The organism is Propionibacterium australiense (genome assembly GCF_003666605.1).
Classification (GTDB): Bacteria; Actinomycetota; Actinomycetes; order Propionibacteriales; family Propionibacteriaceae; genus Propionibacterium; species Propionibacterium australiense.
This window is the reverse complement of sequence record NZ_RCIV01000004.1, coordinates 115,403-138,759: the sequence shown is the minus strand read 5'-3', so window position 1 is coordinate 138,759 and position 23,357 is coordinate 115,403. Positions and strand designations below refer to the sequence as shown.

Here is a 23,357-nt window from a genome sequence, read left to right as displayed (position 1 = left end):
GTGCCCGCCCGGCGTGGAATAGTTCTTCTCACGGCTCCGATGCCGGACAATCGGGGCTGGTCCACAGTCAGGAGCAGATCAGCAGATGGCACGCAGCACCACGCCCGTCGAGGACGACTTCACCGAACGCATCATCGATGTCGACGTCTCGAACGAGATGGAGTCCTCCTTCCTCGAGTACGCCTACTCGGTCATCTACGCGCGGGCCCTGCCCGACGCCCGCGACGGCCTGAAACCCGTGCAGCGCCGCATCCTGTACGGCATGAGCCAGCAGCGGCTCCTGCCCGACCACGCGTTCGTCAAGTGCGCCCGCGTCGTCGGGGACGTCATGGGCAAGCTGCACCCGCACGGCGACTCGGCCATCTACGACGCCCTCGTCCGGATGGGGCAGGACTGGTCGATGCGCCTCAAGCTCGTCGACGGCCACGGCAACTTCGGCTCGCCGGACGCCGGGCCCGCCGCCATGCGCTACACCGAGTGCCGGATGGCCCCGGCGGCGCTGCCGATGATCGACGGCCTGGACGAGGACACCGTCGACTTCCGCCCCAACTACGACGGCAAGGAGACCGAACCGGCCGTCCTGCCGGCCGCCTTCCCGAACCTGCTCGTCAACGGGGCGACGGGCATCGCCGTCGGCATGGCCACGAACATGCCCTCGCACAACCTCGTCGAGGTCGTCCAGGCGCTCAAGCACCTGCTGCGGCATCCCGACGCGGACCTGGACGAGCTGATGCGCTTCATCCCCGGCCCGGACTTCCCCACCGGCGGGAAGATCGTCGGGCTGGACGGCATCCGCGACGCCTACGCCACCGGTCGCGGCAGCTTCAGGACCCGCGCCACGGCCCGGATCGAACAGGTCAGCCCGCGCCGCCGCGGCATCGTCATCACCGAGCTGCCGTTCGCCGTCGGCCCCGAGAAGATCATCGAGCAGATCAAGCACCTGGTGCAGAGCAAGAAGATCACCGGCATCTCCGACGTCAAGGACCTGACCGACCTGACCAACGGCCTGCGCCTGGTGATCGAGGTGAAGAACGGCATCAACCCCGACGCCCTGCTCGCCCAGCTGTACAAGCACACGAAGCTGGAGGACTCCTTCGGCATCAACAACGTGGCGCTCGTCGACGGACAGCCGCGCACCCTCGGCCTCAAGGAGCTGCTGCAGGTCTACCTGGACCACCGTCTCGAGGTCAGCCTGCGCCGCGCCGGCTTCCAGCTCAGCAAGGCCCAGGAGCGGCTGCATCTGGTCGATGGCCTGCTGCTGGCGTTGATCGACATCGACGACGTCATCGCGATCATCCGGTCCTCCGACGACGCGAACCAGGCCCGTGAGCGCCTCATGACGGCGTTCGAGCTCGACGAGATCCAGGCCAACTACATCCTCGACATGCAGCTGCGCCGCCTCACCAGGCTCAGCCGCATCGAGCTGGAGGCCGAGCGCGACGAGCTGAGGCGACGCATCGACGAGCTCACCGAGATCATCGAGAACCCGGAGCGCCTGAACGACGTCGTCGCCGGCCAGCTCACCGAGATCGCCACCCAGTACGGCACGCCGCGCCGCACGGTGCTGCTGGAGGGCTCCGGCGCCGTCCTGCCGGCGGCCACCGAGCCGCTGGAGATCCCCGACGGCCCGTGCTGGGTGATGCTCAGTTCGGCCGGCCTGGTCGCCCGCATGAACCGGCCCGCCGACGCCGAGAACCCCGGCGTGCTGCCCGCCGAGGGGCCGCGCGGGCGCCACGACGTCGTCGTCTCGGCGATCGCCACGACCACCCGCGCCGAATTCGGGGTCCTCACCAACCGGGGCCGGCTCATCAGGGCACGCGTCCTCGACCTTCCCGAGACCGTGCAGACGGCCAACGCCCCGAGCCTGCGCGGCGGCAGCAGGCTCACCGAACTCGTCGCCCTCGAACGCGACGAGCGGCCCCTCGCCCTCACCACGCTCGATCCCGAGGGGCCGGGCCTGGCGGTCGGCACCCGCCGCGGCATCGTCAAGCGGGTGAACCCGGAGGTCCTCACCCGCGACGCGTGGGAGATCATCCGGCTCGACGACGGTGACGAGCTCGTCGGCGCGCTGCAGCTGGTCGACGAGGACGACGACCTGGTCTTCGTCACCTCGGACGCGCAGCTGCTGCACTTCCCCGCCTCGCTCGTCCGCCCGCAGGGTCGTGGTGGCGGCGGTGTGGCCGGCATCCGGCTCAGCACGGACGCGCAGGCCATCTGGTTCGGCGCGTCCCCGAAGGCCGGTGCCGTGGTCGTCACGGTGTCGGGCTCCTCGCAGGCCCTGCCCGGCACGCAGACCGGCAGCGTCAAGCTCACCGACTTCGCCGAGTACCCCTCGAAGGGCCGCGCCACCGCCGGGGTGCGCTGTCACCGCTTCCTGAAGGGCGAGGACGCCCTGACGCTGGCCTGGGTGGGTCCGGCGCCGGCCGTCGCTGCCGCCGCCAGCGGCTCGGCCGTCGACCTGCCGCCGGCCACCGGCAAGCGGGACGGCTCCGGCACTCCCCTGACCCAGCCGGTCACGGCGGTCAGCTCCCGGGTGATGCCCCACTGAGCGATCGCGCCCAGCTCACCCTGCGGCCTCGGCCACCCTGCGATTCCAGCTCACCCTGCGGTTGTTGCGCGTCTTTGCACAACAACCGCAGGACCACCGCACCAGCCGGCACCAAACCCCCACACCCTGCGGTATCGGCTCACCCTGCGGTTTCGCGCCACCCTGCGATCATTGCGCGTCTTTGCACAACAACCGCAGGACCACCGCACCAGCCGGCACCAAACCCCCACACCCTGCGGTATCGGCTCACCCTGCGGTTTCGCGCCACCCTGCGATCATTGCGCGACTTTGCACAACAACCGCAGGACCACCGCACCAGCCGGCACCAAACCCCCACACCCTGCGGTATCGGCTCACCCTGCGGTTTCGCGCCACCCTGCGATCATTGCGCGACTTTGCACAACAACCGCAGGACCACCGCACCACCACCGCCCGGCACGGGGACCGCAGGGTCAAGCGGTACCCGTCCGTAGACTTGGCCCATGAGGTTCGCTGTCGTCGGCGCCGGTGGCGTGGGTGCTTTCCTCGGCGGACGGCTGGCCCGCGCCGGTCATGACGTGTCCTTCGTCGCCAGGGGCCGCACCCTCGAGGCGCTGCGGGCACGCGGGCTGCGGCTGACCGGAGACGAGGACTTCACCGTCCCGGCCGCCGCGACCGACGACCCGGCCTCGATCGGCCCGGTCGACTACGTGCTCAGCTGCGTCAAGGCAACCCAGATCACCGAGGCCCTGGCAGCCGCCGGCCCCCTGCTCGGCCCCGGCACGGCCGTCGTCACCACCCAGAACGGCGTGGACGGCCCGCGCCTGACCGCCGATGTCGTCGGCGCCGGGCACACGCTGCCCGGCGTCATGAAGATCTTCGCCATGATCGAGCGGCCCGGCGTCATCGCCCGCCGCGGCGGCCCGGGGACGCTCGAGGTCGGCGAGTGGGACAACGCAGGCACCGCCCGGGTCCGTGCCCTGCGCGCGGTGCTGGAGGGAGCGGGCGTCGGCTCACCCGAGCCGGACGACATCTGGGCCGTCCTGTGGCGCAAGGCCATGATGGTCATCCCGCTCGGTGAGCTGGGCGCCATCACCGGACTGACGCTCGGCGAACTGCTCGCCCGGCCCCGGCTGGCCGACCTGTGGCGGCGCGCCACCGCCGAGATAGCCGCCGTGGCCCGGGCACACGGCATCGACGTCGGCGAGGACGCGGTCGAGGAGACCATGGCCTTCAACGCCCGCCAGCCGGCCGGCAGCACGGCCTCGTTGTGCCGCGATCTGATGGCCGGCCGCCCCAGCGAACTCGACCCGCAGACCGGCGCGATCGTCCGACTCGCCCACGAGGCCGGCGTGCCGGTCCCCCTGCACGACCTCATGTACGAGGTGCTGCGCCTGGGACGGGCCCAGGCCGGCTGATCAGTCCCGCGCCGGCCGCGACCCGCGGCACCAGGGCCAGCAGCACCAGCAGACCGGCGGCGAGTACGACGGCGATGCCGATGATGCCGAAGTACTGCGTGTTCTCGGCCCCGGTGAGGCGGGCGCCGAGACCGACGCACAGGCCGAACATGAGCGGGGCCAACGGCGAGGCGACCCGCCCGGTCGTCGCGTAGAGACCGAAGATCTCACCGCTGCTGCCCGGCGGGATGATGCGCGCCAGATAGCTGCGCGAGGCGGCCTGGGCCGGCCCGACGAAGACGCACAGCGCCAGGCCGAGCACCCAGAAGACGCCGCTGCCCCTCGCGTGCAGGACGAACACCGCGGTGGCCAGCGTGACGAGCATGACGAGCGAACCGACGATGACCGCCCTGGGCCCGACCCGGTCGTCGAGGCGGCCGGAGCAGATCGTGGCGACGCCGGCGATGATGTTCGCGGCCGCGCCGAAGACCACGACCTGCCCGGCGCTGAAGCCGAAGGTGTTGCGGGCCAGCACGCCGCCGTAGGTGAAGATGCCGGTCAGCCCGTCGCGGAACAGGGCCGAGGCCAGCAGGAACCAGACGATGTGGCGGTCCTGGCGCCACAGGCGCGCGACGGTGGCGAGCAGGGCCCGGTAGCTGCCGATCACGCCGAGCCGCTCGCCGCGCGGCGCCGGGTCGTCCCTCAGCGCGAGGAAGGTCGGGATGGTGAAGACGAGTGTCCACACCGCGCACAGGAGCATGGCGGTGCGCACCGCCATGCCGTGCTCGGTGGTGACGCCGAACAGTCCGACGTCGGGCGCGATGAAGCCGAGGTAGATGATGAGCAGCGCGACGATGCCGCCGAGATAGCCCATGCCCCAGCCGAGGCCGGAGACCCGGCCGACGTTCTGCGGCGTCGAGACGCGGTCGATGACGCCGTTGTAGACCGAGCCGGCCACCTCGGAGGCGACCGTGCCCAGGCCGAGCATGATGAAGCCCGCCCACAGGTAGGCGGGCTCGTCGGCGATGAGGAACAGGGCGGCGTTGATGAGGGCCACCGCCCAGGTGAGGACGCGCAGGGTGCTCATCGTCCGGCCGGTGCGGTCTGTGTTCTGGCCCAGCACGGGCGCGATGAGGGCGATCGCGACGGAGGCGACCGTCATGCAGACCGACTGCACGTAGGCGGTGTGATTGGCCGAGCCGAAGGAGGGGCCGACCAGGTAGACGGAGAAGACGAAGGTCGTGACGACCGTGTTCCACGGCTGGGTGCCCCAGTCCCACAGGGCCCAGGCCAGCACGCGGGCGCGCGAGGCGGTCCTGGGCGGTGCGACGACGGCTGGGGATGCGGCGGGCCCGTCCGGGGCCGGCGTGCTGGCTGAGCTCACCGCCCCAGGCTACGGGCCGGGCCACCGGCCGGGTCCGTGTCCCGGTGGCCGGACACCGGCTCACACGTCGATGCGGTCCTCGTCGAGCTGGTAGGCGCCGGCGACGATGAACTCCTTGCGCGGGGCCACCTCATTGCCCATGAGCAGCTCGAAGGTCCTGGAGGCGGCCTCGGCGTCGTCGATCGTGATGCGCCGCAGCATCCGGTGGCGGGGGTTCATCGTCGTGTCGGCCAGCTGGTCGGCGTCCATCTCGCCCAGGCCCTTGTAGCGCTGGGGCTCCTTGAAACGGATCTTCTTCTTCGTCAGCTCGGCCATCTTCCGCTGGTACTCGGGATCGGAGTAGGTGTAGATGTACTTGTCCATGCCCTTCTTCGGGTTGGTCAGCTCGAAGCGGTGCAGCGGCGGGACGGCGCTGTAGACCCGGCCGGCCTCGATCATCGGGCGCATGTAGCGGAAGAACAGCGTGGCCAGCAGGCAGCGGATGTGGGCGCCGTCCGAGTCGGCGTCGGCCATGAAGATGACCTTGCCGTAGCGCGCCTGGTCGAGGTCGAAACTCGCGCCCGAGCCGGCGCCGACCACCTGGATGATCGAGGAGCACTCGAGGTTCTTCAGCATGTCGCCCAGTGAGGCCTTCTGCACGTTGAGGATCTTGCCGCGGATGGGCAGCAGGGCCTGGAACTCGCTGTCGCGGGCGCGCAGCGCGGTGCCCAGGGCCGAGTCGCCCTCGACGATGAACAGCTCGCTGCGCTCGCCGTCGGCGCTGCGGCAGTCCTTCAGCTTGGGCGGCATGGAGCTGGACTCGAGCGCGTTCTTGCGGCGCTGGTTCTCGCGGTGGGCGCGAGCGGCGCGGCGGGCGCGCGAGGCGTTGACGACCTTCTCCATGAGCGTGCGGGCCTGGGCGCGCACGGCGGGCCTGGTGGAGTTGAGGTACTCCCCCATCTGGTCCTCGACGATCCTGGCGACGAGCCGGGTGACCGGCGGGGTGCCGAGGACCTCCTTGGTCTGGCCCTCGAACTGGGGTTCGGGCAGGCGCACCGTGATGACGGCCGTGAGGCCCTCGAGGATGTCCTCCTTGGTGACGTCGTCGCCCGACTTGAGCAGGCGCGTGCCGTCCAGCCCGGCGGCGAAGGCCCTGGCCAGGCCGCGTTCGAAGCCCTGGACGTGGGTGCCGCCCTTGGGGGTGGCGATGATGTTCACGAAGGAGCGCTCGACGGTGTCGTAGCCGTTGTCCCAGATGACGGCGATGTCGACGTCGAGGCGGCGTTCCACGTCGGTGGGCGTCATGGCGCCCTCGGCGTCGAGGACCGGGACGGTCTCGACGAACGAGTCGGATCCCTGCAGGCGCAGCACCTCGGTGATGGGCTCGCCGGTACTCAGGAAGTCGGCGAATTCGCTGATGCCGCTGTCGTGCCGGAAGGACTCGACGACCGGCTCGGGGCCGCGTTCGTCGTCGACGACGATCTCGAGGCCGGGCACGAGGAAACTGGTCTGGCGGGCCCGCTCGACGAGTTTCTCGACCGACAGTTGGGCGTCCTTGAGGAAGATCTGGCGGTCGGGCCAGTAGGTGACGCGCGTGCCGGTGACGCCCTTGCCCGCCCTGCCGAGCCTGCGCAGGCCGCTGCCCGGGGTGAAGGCGGCGTCGGGACCGTCGCCGTCGAAGACGCCGGGGATGCCGCGCTGGAAGCTCATCGCCCACGTGGCGCCGTCCCGGTCCACCTCGACGTCGAGGCGCGAGCTCAGGGCGTTGACGACCGAGGCGCCCACGCCGTGCAGACCACCGGCCGCGCCGTAGGAGCCGGCGCCGAACTTGCCGCCGGCGTGCAGTTTGGTGAAGACGACCTCGACACCGGTCAGGCCGGTGCGCGGCTCGATGTCGACGGGGATGCCCCGGGCCCTGTCGGCCACGTGGATCGACCCGTCGGCTCGCAGCTCGACCCTGATCCGGTCGCCGAAACCGGCGAGCGCCTCGTCGACCGCATTGTCGATGATCTCCCACAGGCAGTGCATGAGGCCGCGCGTGTCCGTGGAGCCGATGTACATGGCGGGGCGTTTGCGGACGGCCTCGAGCCCCTCGAGGACGAGGAGGTTCTTCGCGCCGTAGGAGCGCGGCGTCCCGGGCTTGTCGGACTTCTTGCGGGTCATCGTGGTCGGCACGAGCGAAACTTTATCGGCGGGCACCAACAATCCCGGTGAACGGCAGGCCAGCAGCACCGGTTCGCCGCAAGCCGCCCGCCGGTTGTGCGCGGCGCGTACTGTGGTGACCGTGAGCACGCCTGTTGTTGAGAACACCCAATTGACCGCAGCCGACCGCTGCGACCGATGCGGTGCCCAGGCCCATCTGAGGGTGGGCCTTGCGAGCGGCGGCACGCTTCTGTTCTGCGCGCACCACGCCCGCGCGCACGCCGAGAAGATCAAAGAGGTCGCCGTCCGTCTCGAGGGCGACACCTCGCTCCTGGGCTGACCGCCTCGCCGATCCCCCGCGACCGGGACGAGAACCCGTCCCAGGACCATCCGCCCTGCCTGATGCTCCCCGCCTCCTTGAGAGGTGTGGTTTCAGGTGCCCGGGGCCGGGGCAGCCGCTGTGGGCGTGATGTCCTGTCATGCTCCGGGGGCGGCGTCACCGCTGGCGGCGGACCGATGGTGACCGCTGACAAGGGGTGATGACACCCTCCGGAGCTGATCCCGTGTCATGAGTGACCGAGCCGACGGGGCCTCGCGTCCCGGACCACGAGCCCCCCGCGGCGGATCCGGGCATCGTGGCCGGCGGTCAGTCCAGGTAGTCGCGCAGCACCTGGGAGCGGCTGGGGTGACGCAGCTTGCTCATGGTCTTGGACTCGATCTGGCGGATGCGCTCGCGCGTCACCCCGTAGACCTTGCCGATCTCGTCGAGAGTCTTGGGCTGGCCGTCGGTCAGGCCGAAACGCATCGAGACGACGCCGGCCTCGCGCTCGGACAGGGTGTCGAGCACGTCGTGCAGCTGCTCCTGCAGGAGCGTGAAGTTCACGGCATCGGCCGGGACGATGGCCTCGGAGTCCTCGATGAGATCACCGAACTCGGAGTCGCCGTCCTCGCCCAGCGGGGTGTGCAGGCTGATCGGCTCGCGGCCGTACTTCTGCACCTCGATGACCTTCTCCGGTGTCATGTCGAGTTCGACGGCCAGTTCCTCGGGCGTGGGTTCGCGGCCGAGGTCCTGCAGCATCTGGCGCTGGACCCGGGCGAGCTTGTTGATGACCTCCACCATGTGGACGGGGATACGGATCGTGCGGGCCTGGTCGGCCATGGCCCGGGTGATGGCCTGCTTGATCCACCAGGTGGCGTAGGTGCTGAACTTGTAGCCCTTGGTGTAGTCGAACTTCTCGACCGCGCGGATCAGGCCGAGGTTGCCCTCCTGGATGAGGTCGAGGAAGAGCATGCCGCGGCCGGTGTACCGCTTGGCCAGTGAGACGACCAGGCGGAGGTTGGCCTCGAGCAGGTGGTTCTTGGCGCGACGGCCGTCCTCGGCGATCCACTCGAAGTCATCGATGTCGCCGGCCTTGATCTTGTCGCGGTGCTGGGTGAGCTGCTCGTCGGCGAACAGGCCTGCCTCGATGCGCTTGGCCAGGTCGACCTCCTGGGCGGCGTTCAGCAGGGCGACCTTGCCGATCTGCTTGAGGTAGTCCTTGACCGGGTCGGCGGTGGCGCCGGCCACGGTCACCTGCTGCTCGGGTTCGTCGGCGTCGTCCTGGTCGGAGAGGCTGAAGCCCGTGTCCTCGTTGAGCTCCGCCTCGTCCTTCTCGGCCTGCTTGTGATCGAAGGCCGACTCGTCGACGTCGTCGAGGCTGCGCTTCTTGCCGCCGGCGCGCACCACGATGTCGTCGCCGTCGCGCTCGAAGGTCAGCTCGATGCCATCGGCCTCAGCGGTGCCCTCGGTCTTGCCGGCCATGGCCTTCGTCAGGGCGGCCTTGCTCGTCGTGCTCCTGGTCTTCCTGCCGGACCTGGCCGTGCTCTTCCTGTTCGCCGCCCCGGCCTCCGCAGGCGTACCGGGGGACTTCTTCGCGGTGGCCGCCGCAGCCGCGGCCTCCGGCGAGGCGAGCTTCTTCTTCGCCGTTCGCCTGCCCGAGGTGGTCTTGGCTGCGGCGCTCTTGGCGCGGGTGCGAGTCGTCGTCTTCTCGGCCGACACGGCGTCGGCGTCCTCGCAGGTCTGGGCCGGGTTCTTGGTGCGAGCCGTCACGGGGGACCTTTCCAGCTAGTGAAGCGTTCGACGAACCCGGTGCGAACCCGGGTTCACGGCATACTCATGGCTGCGTGCGTCAAGAGGACGCCACCCCCCAAGTGTGACACCCGGCAACAAATGGCAGCGGCCGGGCACCAGCCCACGAGATGCTTTATCGTTCCATCACTGTGATCCACGGCGCCGTCCTGGCGCGGACTCGTGCTGGGTTGACAAGGCCGGAGCACCTGGGACCGGCGTCGGGCCGCAGTACCTGGGGCATCAGACCGTGGTCGCAGCTTTACCCGCGGTTGTGCCTCTTTTCAATTTTTCGCTGGCAACTGGAATGGTTTTCACCCACCGCGTTGTTGGACACTATGGGACGACGGAAGGGAACCGATGGAGAAAACTCGCGCACGCAGCAACGACGGCATCGACGGCAAGGACTCGGTGGGTCTCTACCTCGAGTCGATCGCCAAGACGCCGCTGCTCGATGCCGCCGAAGAGGTCGAGCTCGCTCGACTCATCGAAGCCGGTCAGTACGCCCAGGCGATCCTGCGCGGGGACGCCGAGACCTCAAGCGATGCCACCCGCGAGGAGCTGGAGCTCATCGCGGAGGAGGGTGAGCGCGCCATGCAGCACTTCGTGCGCGCCAACCTGCGCCTGGTGGTCTCCGTGGCCCGCAAGTACGGACGCTCTCAGATGCCGCTCCTCGACCTCGTGCAGGAGGGCAACACCGGCCTGATCCGCGCGGTCGAGAAGTTCGACTACGCGAAGGGCTTCAAGTTCAGCACCTACGCCACCTGGTGGGTCCGTCAGGCCATCAGCCGTGGCATCGCCCAGCAGGGCCGGATCGTCCGACTGCCCGTGCACGTGGCGGAGCAGGTCAACCAGATCCTGGCGGTGCGCCGCAACCTGGAACGCAATCTGGGGCGCGAGCCCGAGGTGGCCGAGATCGCAGAAGAGCTCGGTGTCGAGGAGTCGAAGGTCGTCGACCTCATCCGCTACTCGCGCGAGCACGTCAGCCTCGACGCCCCTGTCGAGGACGACGGCGACACCTCGCTCGGTGACCTCATCGCTCGCGAGACGGCGCCCGGCCCCGACGAGCTCGTGCTCGACGCCGAGGACCGCACCCGTCTCGAGGGCATGCTCTCGGACCTGGACGAGCGTTCCGCCGACGTCATGCGCCGCCGGTACGGGCTGCTCGACGGCCGCCAGGCGAAGCTGGCCGACATCGGCGCCGTCTGGGGCATCACCGCCGAGCGCGTGCGCCAGATCGAACGCGCCGCTCTCAACCAGCTGCGGCAGACCGCCTCGGTCTGACCCGCGGCGGGCGCCGGCTCGGACCACGCACGCTGAGGGGCCGCGATCCGATCGGATCGCGGCCCCTCAGCACGTTCCCGCAAGGACCGTTGCGCGTCCGGTCCGGGTCAGGTGAGGATCTCGCGTTCCGCCCCGAGCACCCGGATGAGACCCTCCTGGGAGCAGGAGGCGACGAGCTTGCCGTTCTGGAAGAGCCGCCCGGTGGCGATACCCAGGCTGTTGGAGGCCGAGGGCGAGAGCATGTCGTAGAGCAGCCACTCGTCGGCACGGACGGCCCGGTGGAAGTGCATGATGTGGTCGAGCGTGGCCACCTGAAGGTGCGGCGACATGTAGGTGACCGAATGCGGGATCACCGTCACCGACAGCAGGGTCAGGTCGGACAGATAGGCCAGCACGGCCTGGTGGATGGCGTTCTTGTCGGCGGGCAGGGCCTCGGTCGTCTTGACCCAGACACGCATGTGGGCCGGGTGATTGGCCGGTTCGATGATGCCGCCCTTGCTGGAGTCGCCGGCGAACCGCACGTCGAGGGCGTCCCACTCGTGCCACAACGGCGAGGCGCCGTAGCGCTCCTCGCTGATGTCGAGGAAACCGGGGCACTCCTCAGGGGGCGGTACCTGCGCAGCGATGGGATCGGAGTGGTCGAGCCCGTCCTCCATCTCGTGGAAGGAGTAGGAACCGGTGAAGATCGTCCGGCCGTCCTGCAGCGCGGTGACGCGGCGCACCGAGAAGGTCCGCCCGTCACGCAGCGGCTCGACGACGTACTCGATGTCACCGGCCGCCTGGCCGGGACGGATGAAGTAGGAGTTCAGGGAGTGCGCGACCCTGCTCTCGGGAACGGTGCTGTAGGCGGCCATGAGGGACTGGGCGAGCACCTGCCCGCCGTAGGTGCGCTGCATCAGCGTCCGCGGGTGGCGTCCGATGAAGACGCTGTCGGGTTCCTGGGTCAGGCGCAGCAGGTCGACGAGTTCAGCTGTTGTTGCCGGCATGGTCCAACTCTGCCACGGTACGGGGACCGGGGTCGGCCCAGGGCTGTGATTCACCCTGCCCGGTCTTCGCCCTGCCCGGTCTCCTCGACGGCGTCCTGGATACGCCTGCCGAGGCGTTCGGCCCGCTCGGAGATCCGCTCGCCCAGATCACTCGAGGCATCGACCACCTGGTCACTGATGTGCGTGGCCTTGCGCCCCACCCTCACCGACCAGGCGTCGATCCTGTCGATGGCCTCGCCGGAGCGCCTGCGCGCCCGGTTGAAGGCGGCTGCCCCGTTGTCGACTGCGGCGTCGAGCCCCTTGTCGAGCCTGGCGGCGGCGGAGGAAGCGAACGCCCCGCCCTTCTCCCGCACGACCCTGGCGCACTCGCCGGCCAGCTCGCCCGACCTGGCCGCCGCTCTCCTGCCGTGCGAGAACAGCGAGCTCATGCGCCGCGGGCCGGTGGCCTCCTGCGCGGAATCACTTGCACCCATGGGACCTCCTGGGATAGGGGACGCCCCCATCGTGCCGCACTCCCAGACCAGCGGGCAACGGCTCGGCGCACCGGATGGCGTAGGATCGTGACTTGTCATGCGCGAATGCTGGCACGCGTGTCAACTCCGCCCCATCATCCCTGTGTCCACGCCGATGAATGGAATCGCCCGTGTCCGAGAACGTCGCCCAGGGCGAGGAGGCTGCTCGCCCCCAGACCCAGCGCAAGACCTCGCTGCCCGATCCTCCGCGGCCCGGGGTGCAGGGGTGCCCCACCTGGATCGGCGACGCCGACGACCGCCTGGCGGCCTGGGTGCACACCCCGGGTACGGGAACCGCGACCGGGGTCGTCGTCATCGCAGGCCCGGTCGGCCGCGAGTCCGTCACCACGTTCCGCACCCTGCGGGCGCTGGCGATCGCGTGCGCCCGCGCCGGGCTGGTCGCCGTGCGCTTCGCCTGGCGCGGTGACGGCGACTCCCCCGAGCTCGATGAGGCGGCAGACCCGGCCGAGGCCTGGTGCGCCGACCTGACCCGCGTGCAGCGCTACGCCGCCCGGCTCCTGCCCGGGCGCCCGGTGACGACGCTGGGTCTGCGGCTGGGCTGCACGATCGCGGCCCGCACCGGCGCCGTGGAACGGCTCATCAGCTGGGAACCCATCGATGGGCGTCACCAGCTGCGCGAGCAGCAGCTGCTGCGCAGCCTCTCGGTTCAGGTCGCACCTGAACCCGGCGTCGTCGAGACGCCGGGCCGGCGCTGGACCAGCGAGCAGGCCGCGCAGCTGAGACGGCTCCGTCTCCCGGCCGGGCAGGGCCCCAGGACGCATGTGATCAGGGAGGAGGACCGCGAGCTCGCCGAGCGCCTGTACGCCGTCCCGCCGCATCTGGCCAGGGTGCCGTGGACGCGCATTGACCAGATCGTCGCGATGGTCCCGCGCGGGGCAGCCGGCGCCGTCGAGTTCTCCCCGACCTGGTCGGTGCGCACCATCCGCGACGGTGTGGCGATCAGCGAGGAGTTCGTGAGCGTCGACGGCCTGCCCGGTGTCCTGACCCGCCCGGTCGGCGAGCCCCGGCTGGCCGTCGTCTTCACCAGCATCGGCGGCGAGCCACGCGATGGGGGCACCGGGCTGTGGGCGCAGAGCGCACGCGAACTCGCCGCCGTCGGAGCCGCCAGTCTGCGCTGCGAGCGCACCGACCAGGGCGATGCGTACACCGGCGTCACCGACGGCGAGCCGAATCCGTTCAACGACCAGGGCGTCATGGACTGCGTCAGTGCCCTTCGTGCACTGGCCCGGAGCACGCCGGGTGTGCCGGTCATGGCCGTCGGCGCGTGCATCGGCATGTGGCTGTTCGGTCGCGCCGCCAGGTCCGCGCGGATCGACCGCATGGTCATCCTCAACCCGACGGGCTGGAATCCGCGGGCGCACCACTACCGCAACGTCCTCGAGGGCCCCTGGCTGAAGCAGTACCTGCGGCATCTGCACGTCGACCGGCCACTCACCGCCGAGGACGCCGCCGGAGGGCAGACCGGCTACCAGCGGGCCAAGAGAACCGCGAAGTCCATCCGGCAGCGCCTGCTGCGGATGATGCCCCGACGGGTCTGGACGTGCCTGGCCAGGATCGGTGTGCTCGACGACGCGGCGGTCCTGCTCGGGCAGATCCCGCGGACGACGGCCGTCCAGCTGCACATCGGCACGGACGATGCCCCGCACTGGCGCACAGAACGTGGAGGCGAGGCAGTCACCCGGCTCAGCGGGCAGGGGCGGGCGGTGACCTACAGCTACGAGCACGCCCTCGATCACTCGCTGCTCGCCCAGGCCTCGCGGGCCAGGGCGCGCCGGATCATCCTGGACGCCGCCGCAGGGCTCCTGGCAGCAGACGCCTGAGCAGGCGACGCACCCCCTGCACGGGCGGCCCCTGCGCAGGCTGCTCCTCCTTCGCCTTGATCGTCTGGCCGGTACTGGGCACGTAGAGGTCGTTCGTGTGCGGGTGGCGCCGGTGGAACCAGGCGCCGTCGACCCGCTTCTTGAAGGCCGCCGGATTGCCGGCGTACAGCCCCTCGGGTCGTTGTTCCTCGCCCCGGGCCCGCAGCAGAGTGGATCCTGCCGCCAGCACCGACCGCGGGGGCAGCTCGGCGCCGCCGAGCAGCAGGCAACGGGTGCCGATGAAACTGCGCTCGCCGATGGTCACCGGGTGAGCGGCCTGGGCGTCACGCGCGAGGTCGACGCTGTGCGTCAGGACATTCGTTCCGTGACCGGCGATTGTGGCGAAGGAGCACACCCGCACCGCAGCCGAGCAGTCGAGCTGGTGACGACTGAGCACCTTGGCGCCGGACTCGAGGAAGAGGCCGTTCGGCTCGGGATAGTGGGCCCGATAGGTGGGATGGGCGGAGATGAGATTGAACTTCGCCAGCAGTGCGCCATCGGATATCTCGACGGCACTGAGATGGCGGATCGTGTTCCCGGCGAGCACCATCGCGTCGTCACCGACGGTGAACTCGTCGACGTCCCACACGAGATTCGGCGCGGCGTACGCGGTCAGGGCGACGCGGTGACCCAGGCGGGTCAGCAGACGGTTCTTCGTGCCGCAGGCCGGCAGCAGCCAGACCAGGGCCCGCGCCATTGTCAGGGGGCGTGAAGCAGGCATCCGGGGACGCTCCTCTCAGGTGTTCCTCAGCGTATCGGAATCGGGGCCTCGACAGTGCTGTCCTGGGGCGGCGGCAACCCTGAACCGCCACCCGGCCCGGCGCCTGACCCGGCCAGTCTGGCCTGGGCCGCGTCCACCCATGGTCGCGCGATGCGTTCGAGAACCGCCAGTGCCACCAGGAAGTCCTGGATGCGCATCGTCATGCGGGTGTTGTACTCGCAGAACTGCACCGCCGCGATGACACCCAGTGCGATACCAGCGGCCAGCGCGACCGGCATCGTGGCATTGGTATTGCGCCCCAGCGACAGCAGGCAGCACCTGGTGAGCAGACCGAAGAAAACGACCGAACCGATGACACCGGCGATGCCCCACAGGGAGGCCCACTCGCCCACCGCCGAGAACGGGATGTAGGTGTGCACGCGCATCTCGTCGGCGATCTCCGGCCACCCGGCCATCCCAGAGGGCAGGGGGTTCAGTTCGACGAGCAGGTGCTCCAGGGTGATCCACGGCACCTTCGAGCAGTAGATGACCAGCGGAACGATGAAGGCGATGTTCTCGGCGAAGGTACTGCCGATCGAGGACAGATAGTCCGGGTCGGTGACGAGCCCGGTCGTGGCCTCCCAGTACGGGACGAGGCCGTGCGTCGCCTGCCCGCGGTTGTTGAGCGGAATGGGCAGGGTGCACAGCGCGAAGGCGAGTCCGCCCAGCCAGCCCCACCACGGCACCGGCCGTCCCCCGAGCACCCGCCCCAGCAGGTAGAGCACGATGACGCCACAGAGGACCCGCGTGGCCGCACCGAACATGAAGACGACCGAGGCGGCGAGGAAGACCAGACCCAGGACCGGATGCCGGCGGCCGATCAGGCCGGCGAGCATCGGCAGCACCGGCAGGACCGCCCCGGCGACGACGACCACCATGTGCGGGGCCCAGGTCATGAGGTACTCGGTGGCGAAGAAGAGATAGCGGCCCTTGGACAGCGCGTTCGCCGCGATGATGGCCAGACCCAGCCAGACCCACAGGGGCGTGAGGAGCCCCACGGGCTCGCGGGTGCGTTCGGTGATCTCGGCCAGGGTCAGACCCCTGCCCAGGGGCAGTACGAGCGCGATGAGCGCACCGACCACGATCGCGGCGACCAGCCGTACGGCGGCGTCGTGATCGTAGACCTGCCAGACATTCACGAAGGGACCCCGCTGACCCGCGGAGGGCTGCCTGACGACCCATTCGGCCACCGGGAGGCAGACGAGGAAGAGGACCCCGACGATGAGGACCGGCAGACGGTCGATGGTCAGCCGCATCGGCTCACCCGATCCGGGTGACGATATCGCCGGCGTTGCAGAAGACGATGCCCTCGACGCCCTGGACGGGTCCGATCTTGGTCCGGATGGCCTCACTCGGGGACTGGCGGAAGGCCAGCACGCAGGACGGTGTGCCGCCCGAGATGGTGATGGGACCGATGTAGCAGTCGACGATGTTCGGCGTGGCGGACACGACGGCCCCCTCGTAGCCTCCGCTGTTGCCGGCGAAGTTGCAGCCCGTGATGGTGTGCCCCGAGATGTAGCCGCTGGAGATGGCGTCCGAGGGCATCGCCCGGGCGAAGTCGTCGCCGTCCTGATCCAGGTAGGCGATGCGCAGATCGGTGCTGTCGGCGAACTCGTTGCCGAACTTGTTGGCGTCCACGAGCAGACCCGATCCTGCGTTCACGGCCTTGTCGCCGGGCACGATCCACACCGCGACCCGGTTGCTCCCCGAGGTCGACTGGACGAAGTCGTTGTTCTGGATGTGCGCATTGTTGCCGCCGCGACCCAGCTTGATGTGCACGCGGTTGTTGACGAAGGCGTTGTCGGAGATCGTCGTCCCGTCGGTCAGGCCCGGCAGGGCGACGGCGATCGAGTTCTCGGAGCTCGCCGCCGAGAAGTAGTTCTGCGTGATCTTCCAGTAGGGCATGTCGGAGGAGGCGTGGCAGATGGCGTTCTCCTCGTATCCGACGAAACGGCAGTTGCGCACGACATGCATGGTCGTCACGTTGGCGCCCCGGTAGCGGTTCCGGATGACCGCCCGCCCGCCGGTGAAGCTGATGCCCTCCACGAACAGGGAGCCCCACTGCTGGTTCGAGTCGATGAGGTAGTCCGAGTCGATCGTGATGAAGGTCCGGCCGGCGCCCAGACCGCGCAGCACCGGGGAGGACACGTCGATGCCGGAGCCGCGGTAGACGAAGGCGCCCTCGCCGAGGGTCAGTCCCTCGCGCACCGCTCGTTCGATGGTCTCGGTGTCGTCGACCCCGGTGGCGGTGAGTCCCTCGCCGGTCACCGGGGCGTACTCGGGCTCGTCGGGCGCCCCCCGGGCGGTACCCGGGTCCGGCGACTCGGTGTCGGCCGCGTTCTCGCCGCCCCCGCCCTGCGTCTCGGCGCCGTCCGGGGCCGCGGGGCCCGCGTCGAGGACCGGCGACCCGGAGCCCTGGTCGCCGGGGCCCGTCGCCGACAGGCCCGGTGCGTTGTCGGATGCGGCGGGGTCGGCCGACGAGAGGCACGAGCCCGATGACGCGGCCCCGTCATCGGATCGGGCCCGGGAGTTCTGGGCCCCGCAACCGGCCGTACCCAGGGCGAGGGCACCGGCCGCGCCGGCACCGAGGAAGAATCGTCGAGAAGTCTTCATAAGAATTCCACAACCTCCTGATGATGTGTCTGGTGAGCCGAGCCGGGATGGCCGCGGCGGGCCTGGGGGACGTCCGGTCCGCGACCACGGGCCGACTCGATGACGAGGGCGATGACGGTGCCGAGGACGAGGCCGGCCAGCAGGCCGATGGCCCCTCCGGTCAGCGGATCGGTGCTGTTCTCGGTGACCTTGTCGGCGCCGTCCTGGATGCGGACGGTCTTGAGCGCCGGGTCACCGGAGCTCTGCTTCACACCGGTGTTGACGATCTCCTCCCCGAGCACCTCGACGGTGGTGTTGGCCAGCTCGACGACCCGGTCCGGGTCCTCTCCGGTGGCGGTGACCTCGATGATCGTGGCGTTGAGCGGGACGGTGGCGCTGATCCGTTCCGCCAGCTCAGCCGCGGGCTGGTGCAGGCCGAGCCGGGTGCTGACCTCGTTGAGGACGGCACCGGAGGTGGCCAGGGACGAGTAGGTGCTCATCGAGTTGGAGATCATGGTGGGGGTCGAGGACAGGTAGGTCTGATCCGCGCCCTCGGCCGGATCGGCCACGCCGACGAGCAGCGAGGCGGTCGAGGAGTAGCTGGGGGTGCTCAACACTGCCCAGCCGGTACCGCCGAGCAGCCCGATGACCGCGACGACGAGGACGATCACCCAGTGCGCACGCACGGCGTGGAGGATTCTTGGGGTCTTCACTGTTCGGTTCCTTCGGTCGTGGGGCGGAGAGCGCGCATCACCGGCACTCCCCCATGGCGATGGCCTTGATGAAGGCGAGGCCCTGGTAGGCGAACTGGTAAGCCCAGCCCAGGGGGGTCATGGCCCCGTCATAGGACCAGACGGCGACCGGTCCCCCTGCGCACTGGCCCATGATGTACCGGGTCCGGCTCACATGGGGGCGGGTCGTCAGTACGATGACCCGGTCCCAGCCTCTCTCAGTGCGCCAGCGCGCCAGCTGAGCGGCCTCGCCCCTCGTCGTGGAGGGCTCGGGGACGAAACAGGTCACCGGATAGGGGTGCTCGTCGGTGCAGAAGGAGGTGCTCGGCTCGGGCTGGAACACCGAGCCGAAGCTCGGGGTGGACACGACCAGTTCGTCGGCGGCGCCCCCGTCCATGAGCTGCAGGGCGTAGTCGACCCGGCCGCTGTCGTGGGGCCCCAGGACGAACAGCACGTCCGCGCGGCCGTCCGCCACGTCCTGCCGAGGGTAGGCGACGTAGCGGACGTCGAGGACGACCAGGACGAGCGCGAGGGCCGCGGCCATGGCCCAGCCGATGCGGCGGAACCGCCCGGGCCCGCGCGGGGCTCCCCGTCCGATGCGTTCCCGGTTCATGACCGAGGCACCTCCTCCACTGCGGGTTCGGCACCGGCCCAGGCCAGGTCAGGACGCACGCCCAAGTACTCATCGACGATGCGCACGAGCATTGAGAGCACGACGCCGATCAGGGCGCCCTCGGCCCCCCAGAGGTGGACGCCGACACCGACGGCGACGGCGGCGAGCAGACCGCTGACCAGGTTGGCGCGAGTGATGCGGCGCAGGCGGCCGAAGGCGGTCAGCACGGCGCGTCCGAGGACCGTCTCGTAGGTGCCGAGCGCCACGAACAGGGCCATGAGCACGATGATGAGGGCACCTGGGCGGATGACGCCGTCCCCGAGGTAGTCGGTGAGGAAGGGGCCGAGGACGATGACGGCCACGACGATGAGCGCGCACAACGGGATCATGACGAGCAGGGCCCTGCGGCCGCGGCTGCGCCGGTCCCCGCGCGGCACCCAGCCCTGCATGACCGTGGACAGCGGCGTGAGAGCCACCATGATCTGACGCTGCACCCGATCGACGAAGGCGAACATCGGGCGGGCGGCCGGGTTGACGAACGAGACGAGCACCATCGGCAGCGACAGGACGACGGCATTGGTGATCGAGGCGGCCACTCCGTCGAATTTCTCGCGCAGCACGACGTGGACCGGGCGCGCCGCACGTACGGCGGCGCCCTCGCGGCGCAGCCTGGCCAAGATATAGGCGGTGCTGCAGACGATGGCCGCTGCGATGCCCAGGCACTGGCAGCCGGTACCGACCACGGCGCTGGCACCGGCGGTGTTCATGACGAACCAGCCGGTCAGCGTGCCGAGGACTCGCGGGACGGTCTCGACCACGAGAAACCAGTAGGGCGCCATGATGCCGACGAAGTACCACTGGCCGCTCATGCCGACGAGGGCCTGCGCCAGTGCACCGATCGCGCCGAAGGCCCGCATGCCCGGGCCGGCGACGAAGGCGCCGATGAGGCAGCAGGCCAGGCAGACCGGCAGGCACAGGAAGAGCCGGGCGCGCATCGCCTCGACGTACTCGGCGCGGCGCCCGTCCGCGTCAGTACGGGCGATGATCGCCGGACCCGCCATGCCCCAGCCGTAACCGATGACGACCGCGCCGACCGAGCCGATGACCTGGCCCGCGCTGAGGGCACCGTAGGCCGCATCACCAGAAGCCCGGATAAGAGCAGGGATGACCATGAGGGAGGCCAGTGCCAGCAGGATCATCGACAGTCCATAGCCGAAGGCCTTGGATGCACTTCGCATGCGAGAACTCCTCGTTCAGCTGCGCTCACCAACACGATCAGGGGACGGTAGGGGATGAAATCAGGGGTGAGATCGGACGATACCCATCGACCATTGAGGGGTGGTCTCCGGGAATGTTCCGTGGGCCATGTTAGCGCCTATATTTCTTAGAAAATCATATGTTCCACATGTACAGGACTACGCAACCTGAGAAAACTGTGTGCGATCAATGAATTAAGAGCCAGCTGAGGAGTCAACCGCTCACCATGACAGAAAACACCGTCCCGCAGTACCGCCACAGACTCGCCGAGTTCACCGGCCGGGGTTACGACAAGGGCCGTGGACGACTCATGTGCGCCGCATGGGTCCTCGTCGCCGACCCCATCCAGCGCTCGGTGCTCGTACCGCCCTGGCTGCGGGCGCGCCTGCTGCGCGCCTTCGGCGCGAGGATCGGGCGCGGCACGCTGATCCGTCACGGCGTCCGCATCCACTGGCCGTGGAAGCTCACCGTCGGGCGGGACTGCTGGATCGGCGTCGGCGCCTATCTGCTCGACCTGGACCGCATCACCATCGGCGACGATGTGTGCATCAGCCAGCAGGCCATGCTCTGCACCGCCTCCCACGACGCCGACGACCCGCGCTTCGAGATCCAGCTGGCCCCCATCACGGTGGGCCCTGGCAGCTGGGTCGCCGCCCGGGCCACCGTGCTGCGCGGGGTCACCATCGGCGCGGACGCGGTGGTGGGTGCGACTGCCCTGGTGACCAGGGACGTCCCTGACCGCGCGAGGATTCTTCCTCCCAGGTCCGAGGAGAGGGTGCGGTGAGGATCCTCCAGATCGTCGCCGTGGTCAGTCCGGACAACGTCTACGGCGGCCCCACGACCGTCGCCGTCAACCAGTGCCGGGTCCTGGCCGATGCCGGGCACGAGGTGACGCTGGCCGCCGTCGGCCTCGGCTTCGAGAGCGCCTTCCCCAGCAGCTGGGAGGGCGTGCCCGTCCGGCTTTTTCCCGGCCGCCGGGTGCTGCCCGGGGCCGGTTTCGCCGGCCTGGCCAGCCCAGCCCTGCACCGCTGGCTCACCCGGCACGTCCACTCGTTCGACGTCGTCCACGTCCACCTGGCGCGCGATCTCGTGACGCTGCCGGCGGCCCGGATCGCCCAGCGCGCCGGGGTGCCGGTGCACGCCATGACGCACGGCATGATCGACGCCTCGGACAATCCGCTGGCGGCCCCCCTCGATGCGGCCATGACCGCGAGGGTGCTGCGCGACTGCGTCCGCGTCTTCCATCTCACCCCGCGCGAACACGACGACCTGCGGTCGCTGTTCGGCGACGGCCTCCGCCTCGCCGAACTGCACAACGGCGTCCTCGTGCCCGGCTCCCCGCCTGAGCGCGACCCCGACCGTGACCCGACCGTCCTCTACCTGGCGCGCGTCCAGGAGCGCAAGCGCCCCGGCACCTTCGTCGAGGCGGCCCGGCGTCTGGCGGCGGAGTTCAGCACCGCGCGCTTCGTCATGATCGGCCCCGACGAGGGCATCGGCGAGCAGGTCCGCGCCCAGATCGCGGCGGCCGGGCTCGGTGACCGCCTGGTCTGGCACGGCCCGGCGACGCACGCCGAGGGCATCCGGGCCATGGCCGAGGCCGACGTCTACGTGCTGCCCTCGGTGGACGAGCCCTACCCGATGAGCGTCCTGGAGGCGATGAGCCAGGGCCTGCCGGTCGTGGTGACCGACAGCTGCGGACTGGCTCCCGCCGTCGCCGAGCACGGCGCCGGCATCGTCACCGACGCCTCGGTCGAGCAGGTCACCGACGCCGTGCGCACGCTGCTGGCCGATCCGGCCGAGCGGAGGGCCACCGGCGAACGCGCCTACGCCACGGCCAGCGAGGTCTTCGGCATGCCGGCCATCGCCCAGCGGCTCGTCGAGGCCTACTCGCTGACCGCCCCGGCCGCCGGACGCTCCGGGAGCTCGGCTGGCACCGGCCGGCGTCCCGATCCGCGCAGGGTGCTGTTCGTCGGCATCAACTACGCGCCCGAGAGCACCGGCATCGCCCCCTACACCGCGGGCATGGCCGAGCGGCTGGCCTCGGCCGGTCACCGGGTGCGTGTCATCACCGGGGTGCCCCATTACCCCTCCTGGTCGAACTTCACCGGGATGCGGGGCCTGCGCCGCCGCGAACGTGTCAACGGCATCGGTGTGCAACGAATCCGTCACTACATCGGTTCGGGCGGCCATGGCCTGGGACGCGTCTGGCAGGAGATCAGCTTCGGCGCGGGTGCGGTCACCAGCTCGTGGCGCGGGGCCCAGGCCGTCGTCGCCGTGAGCCCGGCCCTGCTGGCCACGGCCTGCGTCGTGGCCCGCGCCCGGCTCAGCGGCAGGCCGGTCGGCGTGTGGGTGCAGGACCTCTACTCCTCCGGCGCCGCCGAGATCGAGAAGGCCGGGCTCGTCTCGCGCCTGCTCACCCGGGTCGAGTCCTGGGTGCTCGGCCACGCCGACGGCGTGCTCGTCATCCACACCCGGTTCCGCGATCACGTCGTGAGCGTGCTGGGCGTCGACCCCGCGAAGGTGACCGTCTGCCGCAACTGGTCCCACGTGGACGCCGGGCGGCACGACGAGGAACTGGCCGCCGGCCTGCGCAGGCAGTACTTCGGCGATGCCCCGCTCGTGGCCATGCACACCGGCAACATGGGCGCCAAGCAGGGCCTGGAGAACCTCGTCGACGTGGCGCGGCACGCCGAGCGGACCGGCTCGGACACGCTCATCGCGCTCGTCGGCGACGGTTCGCGCCGCGAGGCGCTCATGGCCTACGGCGCCGGCGTGCGGAACCTCGTCTTCGTGCCCTCGCTGCCGGACGAGGAGTACCGGGCGATCCTGTCGGCCGGCGACGTCCTCGTCGTCAACGAGAAGCCGGGCCTTCGGGAGATGGCGGTGCCCAGCAAACTCACCACCTACTTCCGCAGCGGCAAACCAGTCGTCGCGGCCACCGAGTCCGACTCGTCCACGGCCGCCGAGATGACGGCCGCTGGTGCCGGCACGGTCGTCCCCCCGGCCGATCCCGCTGCCCTGCTCGATGCGATCGAGCGGACGGCCGCAGATCCTGCTGGCTGTCAGGAGGCCGGCCGCAGTGCCCGGCGTTTCGTCCAGGAGAACCTCACCGCGGACGCGGCCGTCGCGACCGTGCGCGGGTGGTTGTCCCGGATGACCAGTCACTGATGCACGAACCGCCCGGGCCCTCGGCGGCCCGTAGCGGC

18 protein-coding genes are annotated in these 23,357 nt (G+C 70.1%); 7 read left to right on the top strand and 11 right to left on the bottom strand.

Annotated features, from left to right (window positions below):
• Positions 1-85: 85 nt before the first annotated feature.
• Both D9T14_RS05335 and D9T14_RS05330 read left to right on the top strand, forming a co-directional pair.
• On the top strand, positions 86-2,548 hold the full coding sequence (locus D9T14_RS05335; RefSeq protein ID WP_119161247.1) for a DNA gyrase/topoisomerase IV subunit A: 2,463 nt from the start codon (positions 86-88) through the stop codon (positions 2,546-2,548).
• Between the two features lie 482 nt (positions 2,549-3,030).
• Positions 3,031-3,945, top strand: a complete 915-nt coding sequence (locus tag D9T14_RS05330; protein WP_119161246.1) for a 2-dehydropantoate 2-reductase — start codon at positions 3,031-3,033, stop codon at positions 3,943-3,945.
• Here D9T14_RS05330 and D9T14_RS05325 read toward each other — a convergent pair.
• Positions 3,902-5,221, bottom strand: coding sequence for an MFS transporter (locus tag D9T14_RS05325; protein WP_232012542.1), 1,320 nt, complete (start codon positions 5,219-5,221; stop codon positions 3,902-3,904). The genes D9T14_RS05330 and D9T14_RS05325 overlap by 44 nt on opposite strands.
• Positions 5,222-5,368: 147 nt before the next feature.
• The gene (locus D9T14_RS05320; protein ID WP_119161283.1) at positions 5,369-7,450 is read right to left on the bottom strand and encodes a DNA gyrase/topoisomerase IV subunit B; all 2,082 of its coding nucleotides are present in this window, start codon (positions 7,448-7,450) and stop codon (positions 5,369-5,371) included.
• A gap of 112 nt (positions 7,451-7,562) precedes the next feature.
• Here D9T14_RS05320 and D9T14_RS05315 point away from each other — a divergent pair, with 112 nt between their 5' ends.
• Positions 7,563-7,769 (top strand): DUF7455 domain-containing protein, encoded by a 207-nt coding sequence (locus D9T14_RS05315; RefSeq protein WP_374955783.1) that lies wholly within the window; start codon positions 7,563-7,565, stop codon positions 7,767-7,769.
• 306 nt (positions 7,770-8,075) lie between these two features.
• On the opposite strand, the gene D9T14_RS05310 is transcribed toward D9T14_RS05315, so the two are convergent.
• Positions 8,076-9,518, bottom strand: a complete 1,443-nt coding sequence (locus D9T14_RS05310) for an RNA polymerase sigma factor (RefSeq protein WP_408634719.1) — start codon at positions 9,516-9,518, stop codon at positions 8,076-8,078.
• A 378-nt stretch (positions 9,519-9,896) separates the two neighbouring features.
• Here D9T14_RS05310 and D9T14_RS05305 point away from each other — a divergent pair, with 378 nt between their 5' ends.
• Positions 9,897-10,820: a sigma-70 family RNA polymerase sigma factor gene (locus D9T14_RS05305; protein WP_119161243.1), complete on the top strand. Its 924-nt coding sequence runs from the start codon at positions 9,897-9,899 to the stop codon at positions 10,818-10,820.
• Positions 10,821-10,927: 107 nt separating this feature from the next.
• Here the strand turns inward: D9T14_RS05305 and D9T14_RS05300 are convergent, their stop codons facing one another.
• Entirely contained in the window at positions 10,928-11,806 is an 879-nt protein-coding gene (locus tag D9T14_RS05300) for an acyl-CoA thioesterase (RefSeq protein ID WP_119161242.1), read from the bottom strand.
• Between the two features lie 50 nt (positions 11,807-11,856).
• A complete protein-coding gene (locus D9T14_RS05295) occupies positions 11,857-12,279 on the bottom strand; it encodes a hypothetical protein (RefSeq protein ID WP_119161241.1) in 423 nt (140 codons plus the stop codon).
• Positions 12,280-12,449: 170 nt separating this feature from the next.
• On the opposite strand from D9T14_RS05295, the gene D9T14_RS05290 reads away from it, so the two are divergent.
• Complete coding sequence (locus D9T14_RS05290) at positions 12,450-14,159, top strand: alpha/beta hydrolase family protein (protein WP_119161240.1); 1,710 nt, start codon at positions 12,450-12,452, stop codon at positions 14,157-14,159.
• Here D9T14_RS05290 and D9T14_RS05285 read toward each other — a convergent pair.
• From D9T14_RS05285 to D9T14_RS05260, 6 genes are read right to left on the bottom strand one after another with little or no spacing between them, the layout of a single operon-like run.
• Positions 14,116-14,919: an acyltransferase gene (locus tag D9T14_RS05285; protein ID WP_126464238.1), complete on the bottom strand. Its 804-nt coding sequence runs from the start codon at positions 14,917-14,919 to the stop codon at positions 14,116-14,118. The genes D9T14_RS05290 and D9T14_RS05285 overlap by 44 nt on opposite strands.
• 26 nt (positions 14,920-14,945) lie before the next feature.
• Complete coding sequence (locus D9T14_RS05280; RefSeq protein ID WP_119161238.1) at positions 14,946-16,214, bottom strand: DMT family transporter; 1,269 nt, start codon at positions 16,212-16,214, stop codon at positions 14,946-14,948.
• A 4-nt stretch (positions 16,215-16,218) separates the two neighbouring features.
• Complete coding sequence (locus D9T14_RS13610) at positions 16,219-17,571, bottom strand: hypothetical protein (protein ID WP_170175723.1); 1,353 nt, start codon at positions 17,569-17,571, stop codon at positions 16,219-16,221.
• Entirely contained in the window at positions 17,568-18,263 is a 696-nt protein-coding gene (locus D9T14_RS05270; RefSeq protein ID WP_119161237.1) for a YveK family protein, read from the bottom strand. Before D9T14_RS05270 ends, D9T14_RS13610 begins: the two co-directional genes overlap by 4 nt.
• 37 nt (positions 18,264-18,300) lie before the next feature.
• Positions 18,301-18,894 carry an ElyC/SanA/YdcF family protein gene (locus D9T14_RS05265; protein WP_119161236.1) on the bottom strand — a complete coding sequence of 198 codons (594 nt, stop codon included), beginning with the start codon at positions 18,892-18,894 and terminating at the stop codon, positions 18,301-18,303.
• Positions 18,891-20,132, bottom strand: a complete 1,242-nt coding sequence (locus D9T14_RS05260; protein ID WP_119161235.1) for a lipopolysaccharide biosynthesis protein — start codon at positions 20,130-20,132, stop codon at positions 18,891-18,893. Before D9T14_RS05260 ends, D9T14_RS05265 begins: the two co-directional genes overlap by 4 nt.
• Before the next feature lie 245 nt (positions 20,133-20,377).
• On the opposite strand from D9T14_RS05260, the gene D9T14_RS05255 reads away from it, so the two are divergent.
• On the top strand, positions 20,378-20,935 hold the full coding sequence (locus D9T14_RS05255; RefSeq protein WP_119161234.1) for an LbetaH domain-containing protein: 558 nt from the start codon (positions 20,378-20,380) through the stop codon (positions 20,933-20,935).
• Positions 20,932-23,319 (top strand): glycosyltransferase, encoded by a 2,388-nt coding sequence (locus tag D9T14_RS05250; RefSeq protein ID WP_119161233.1) that lies wholly within the window; start codon positions 20,932-20,934, stop codon positions 23,317-23,319. The genes D9T14_RS05255 and D9T14_RS05250 overlap by 4 nt, the downstream gene beginning before the upstream one ends.
• Positions 23,320-23,357 lie beyond the last annotated feature (38 nt).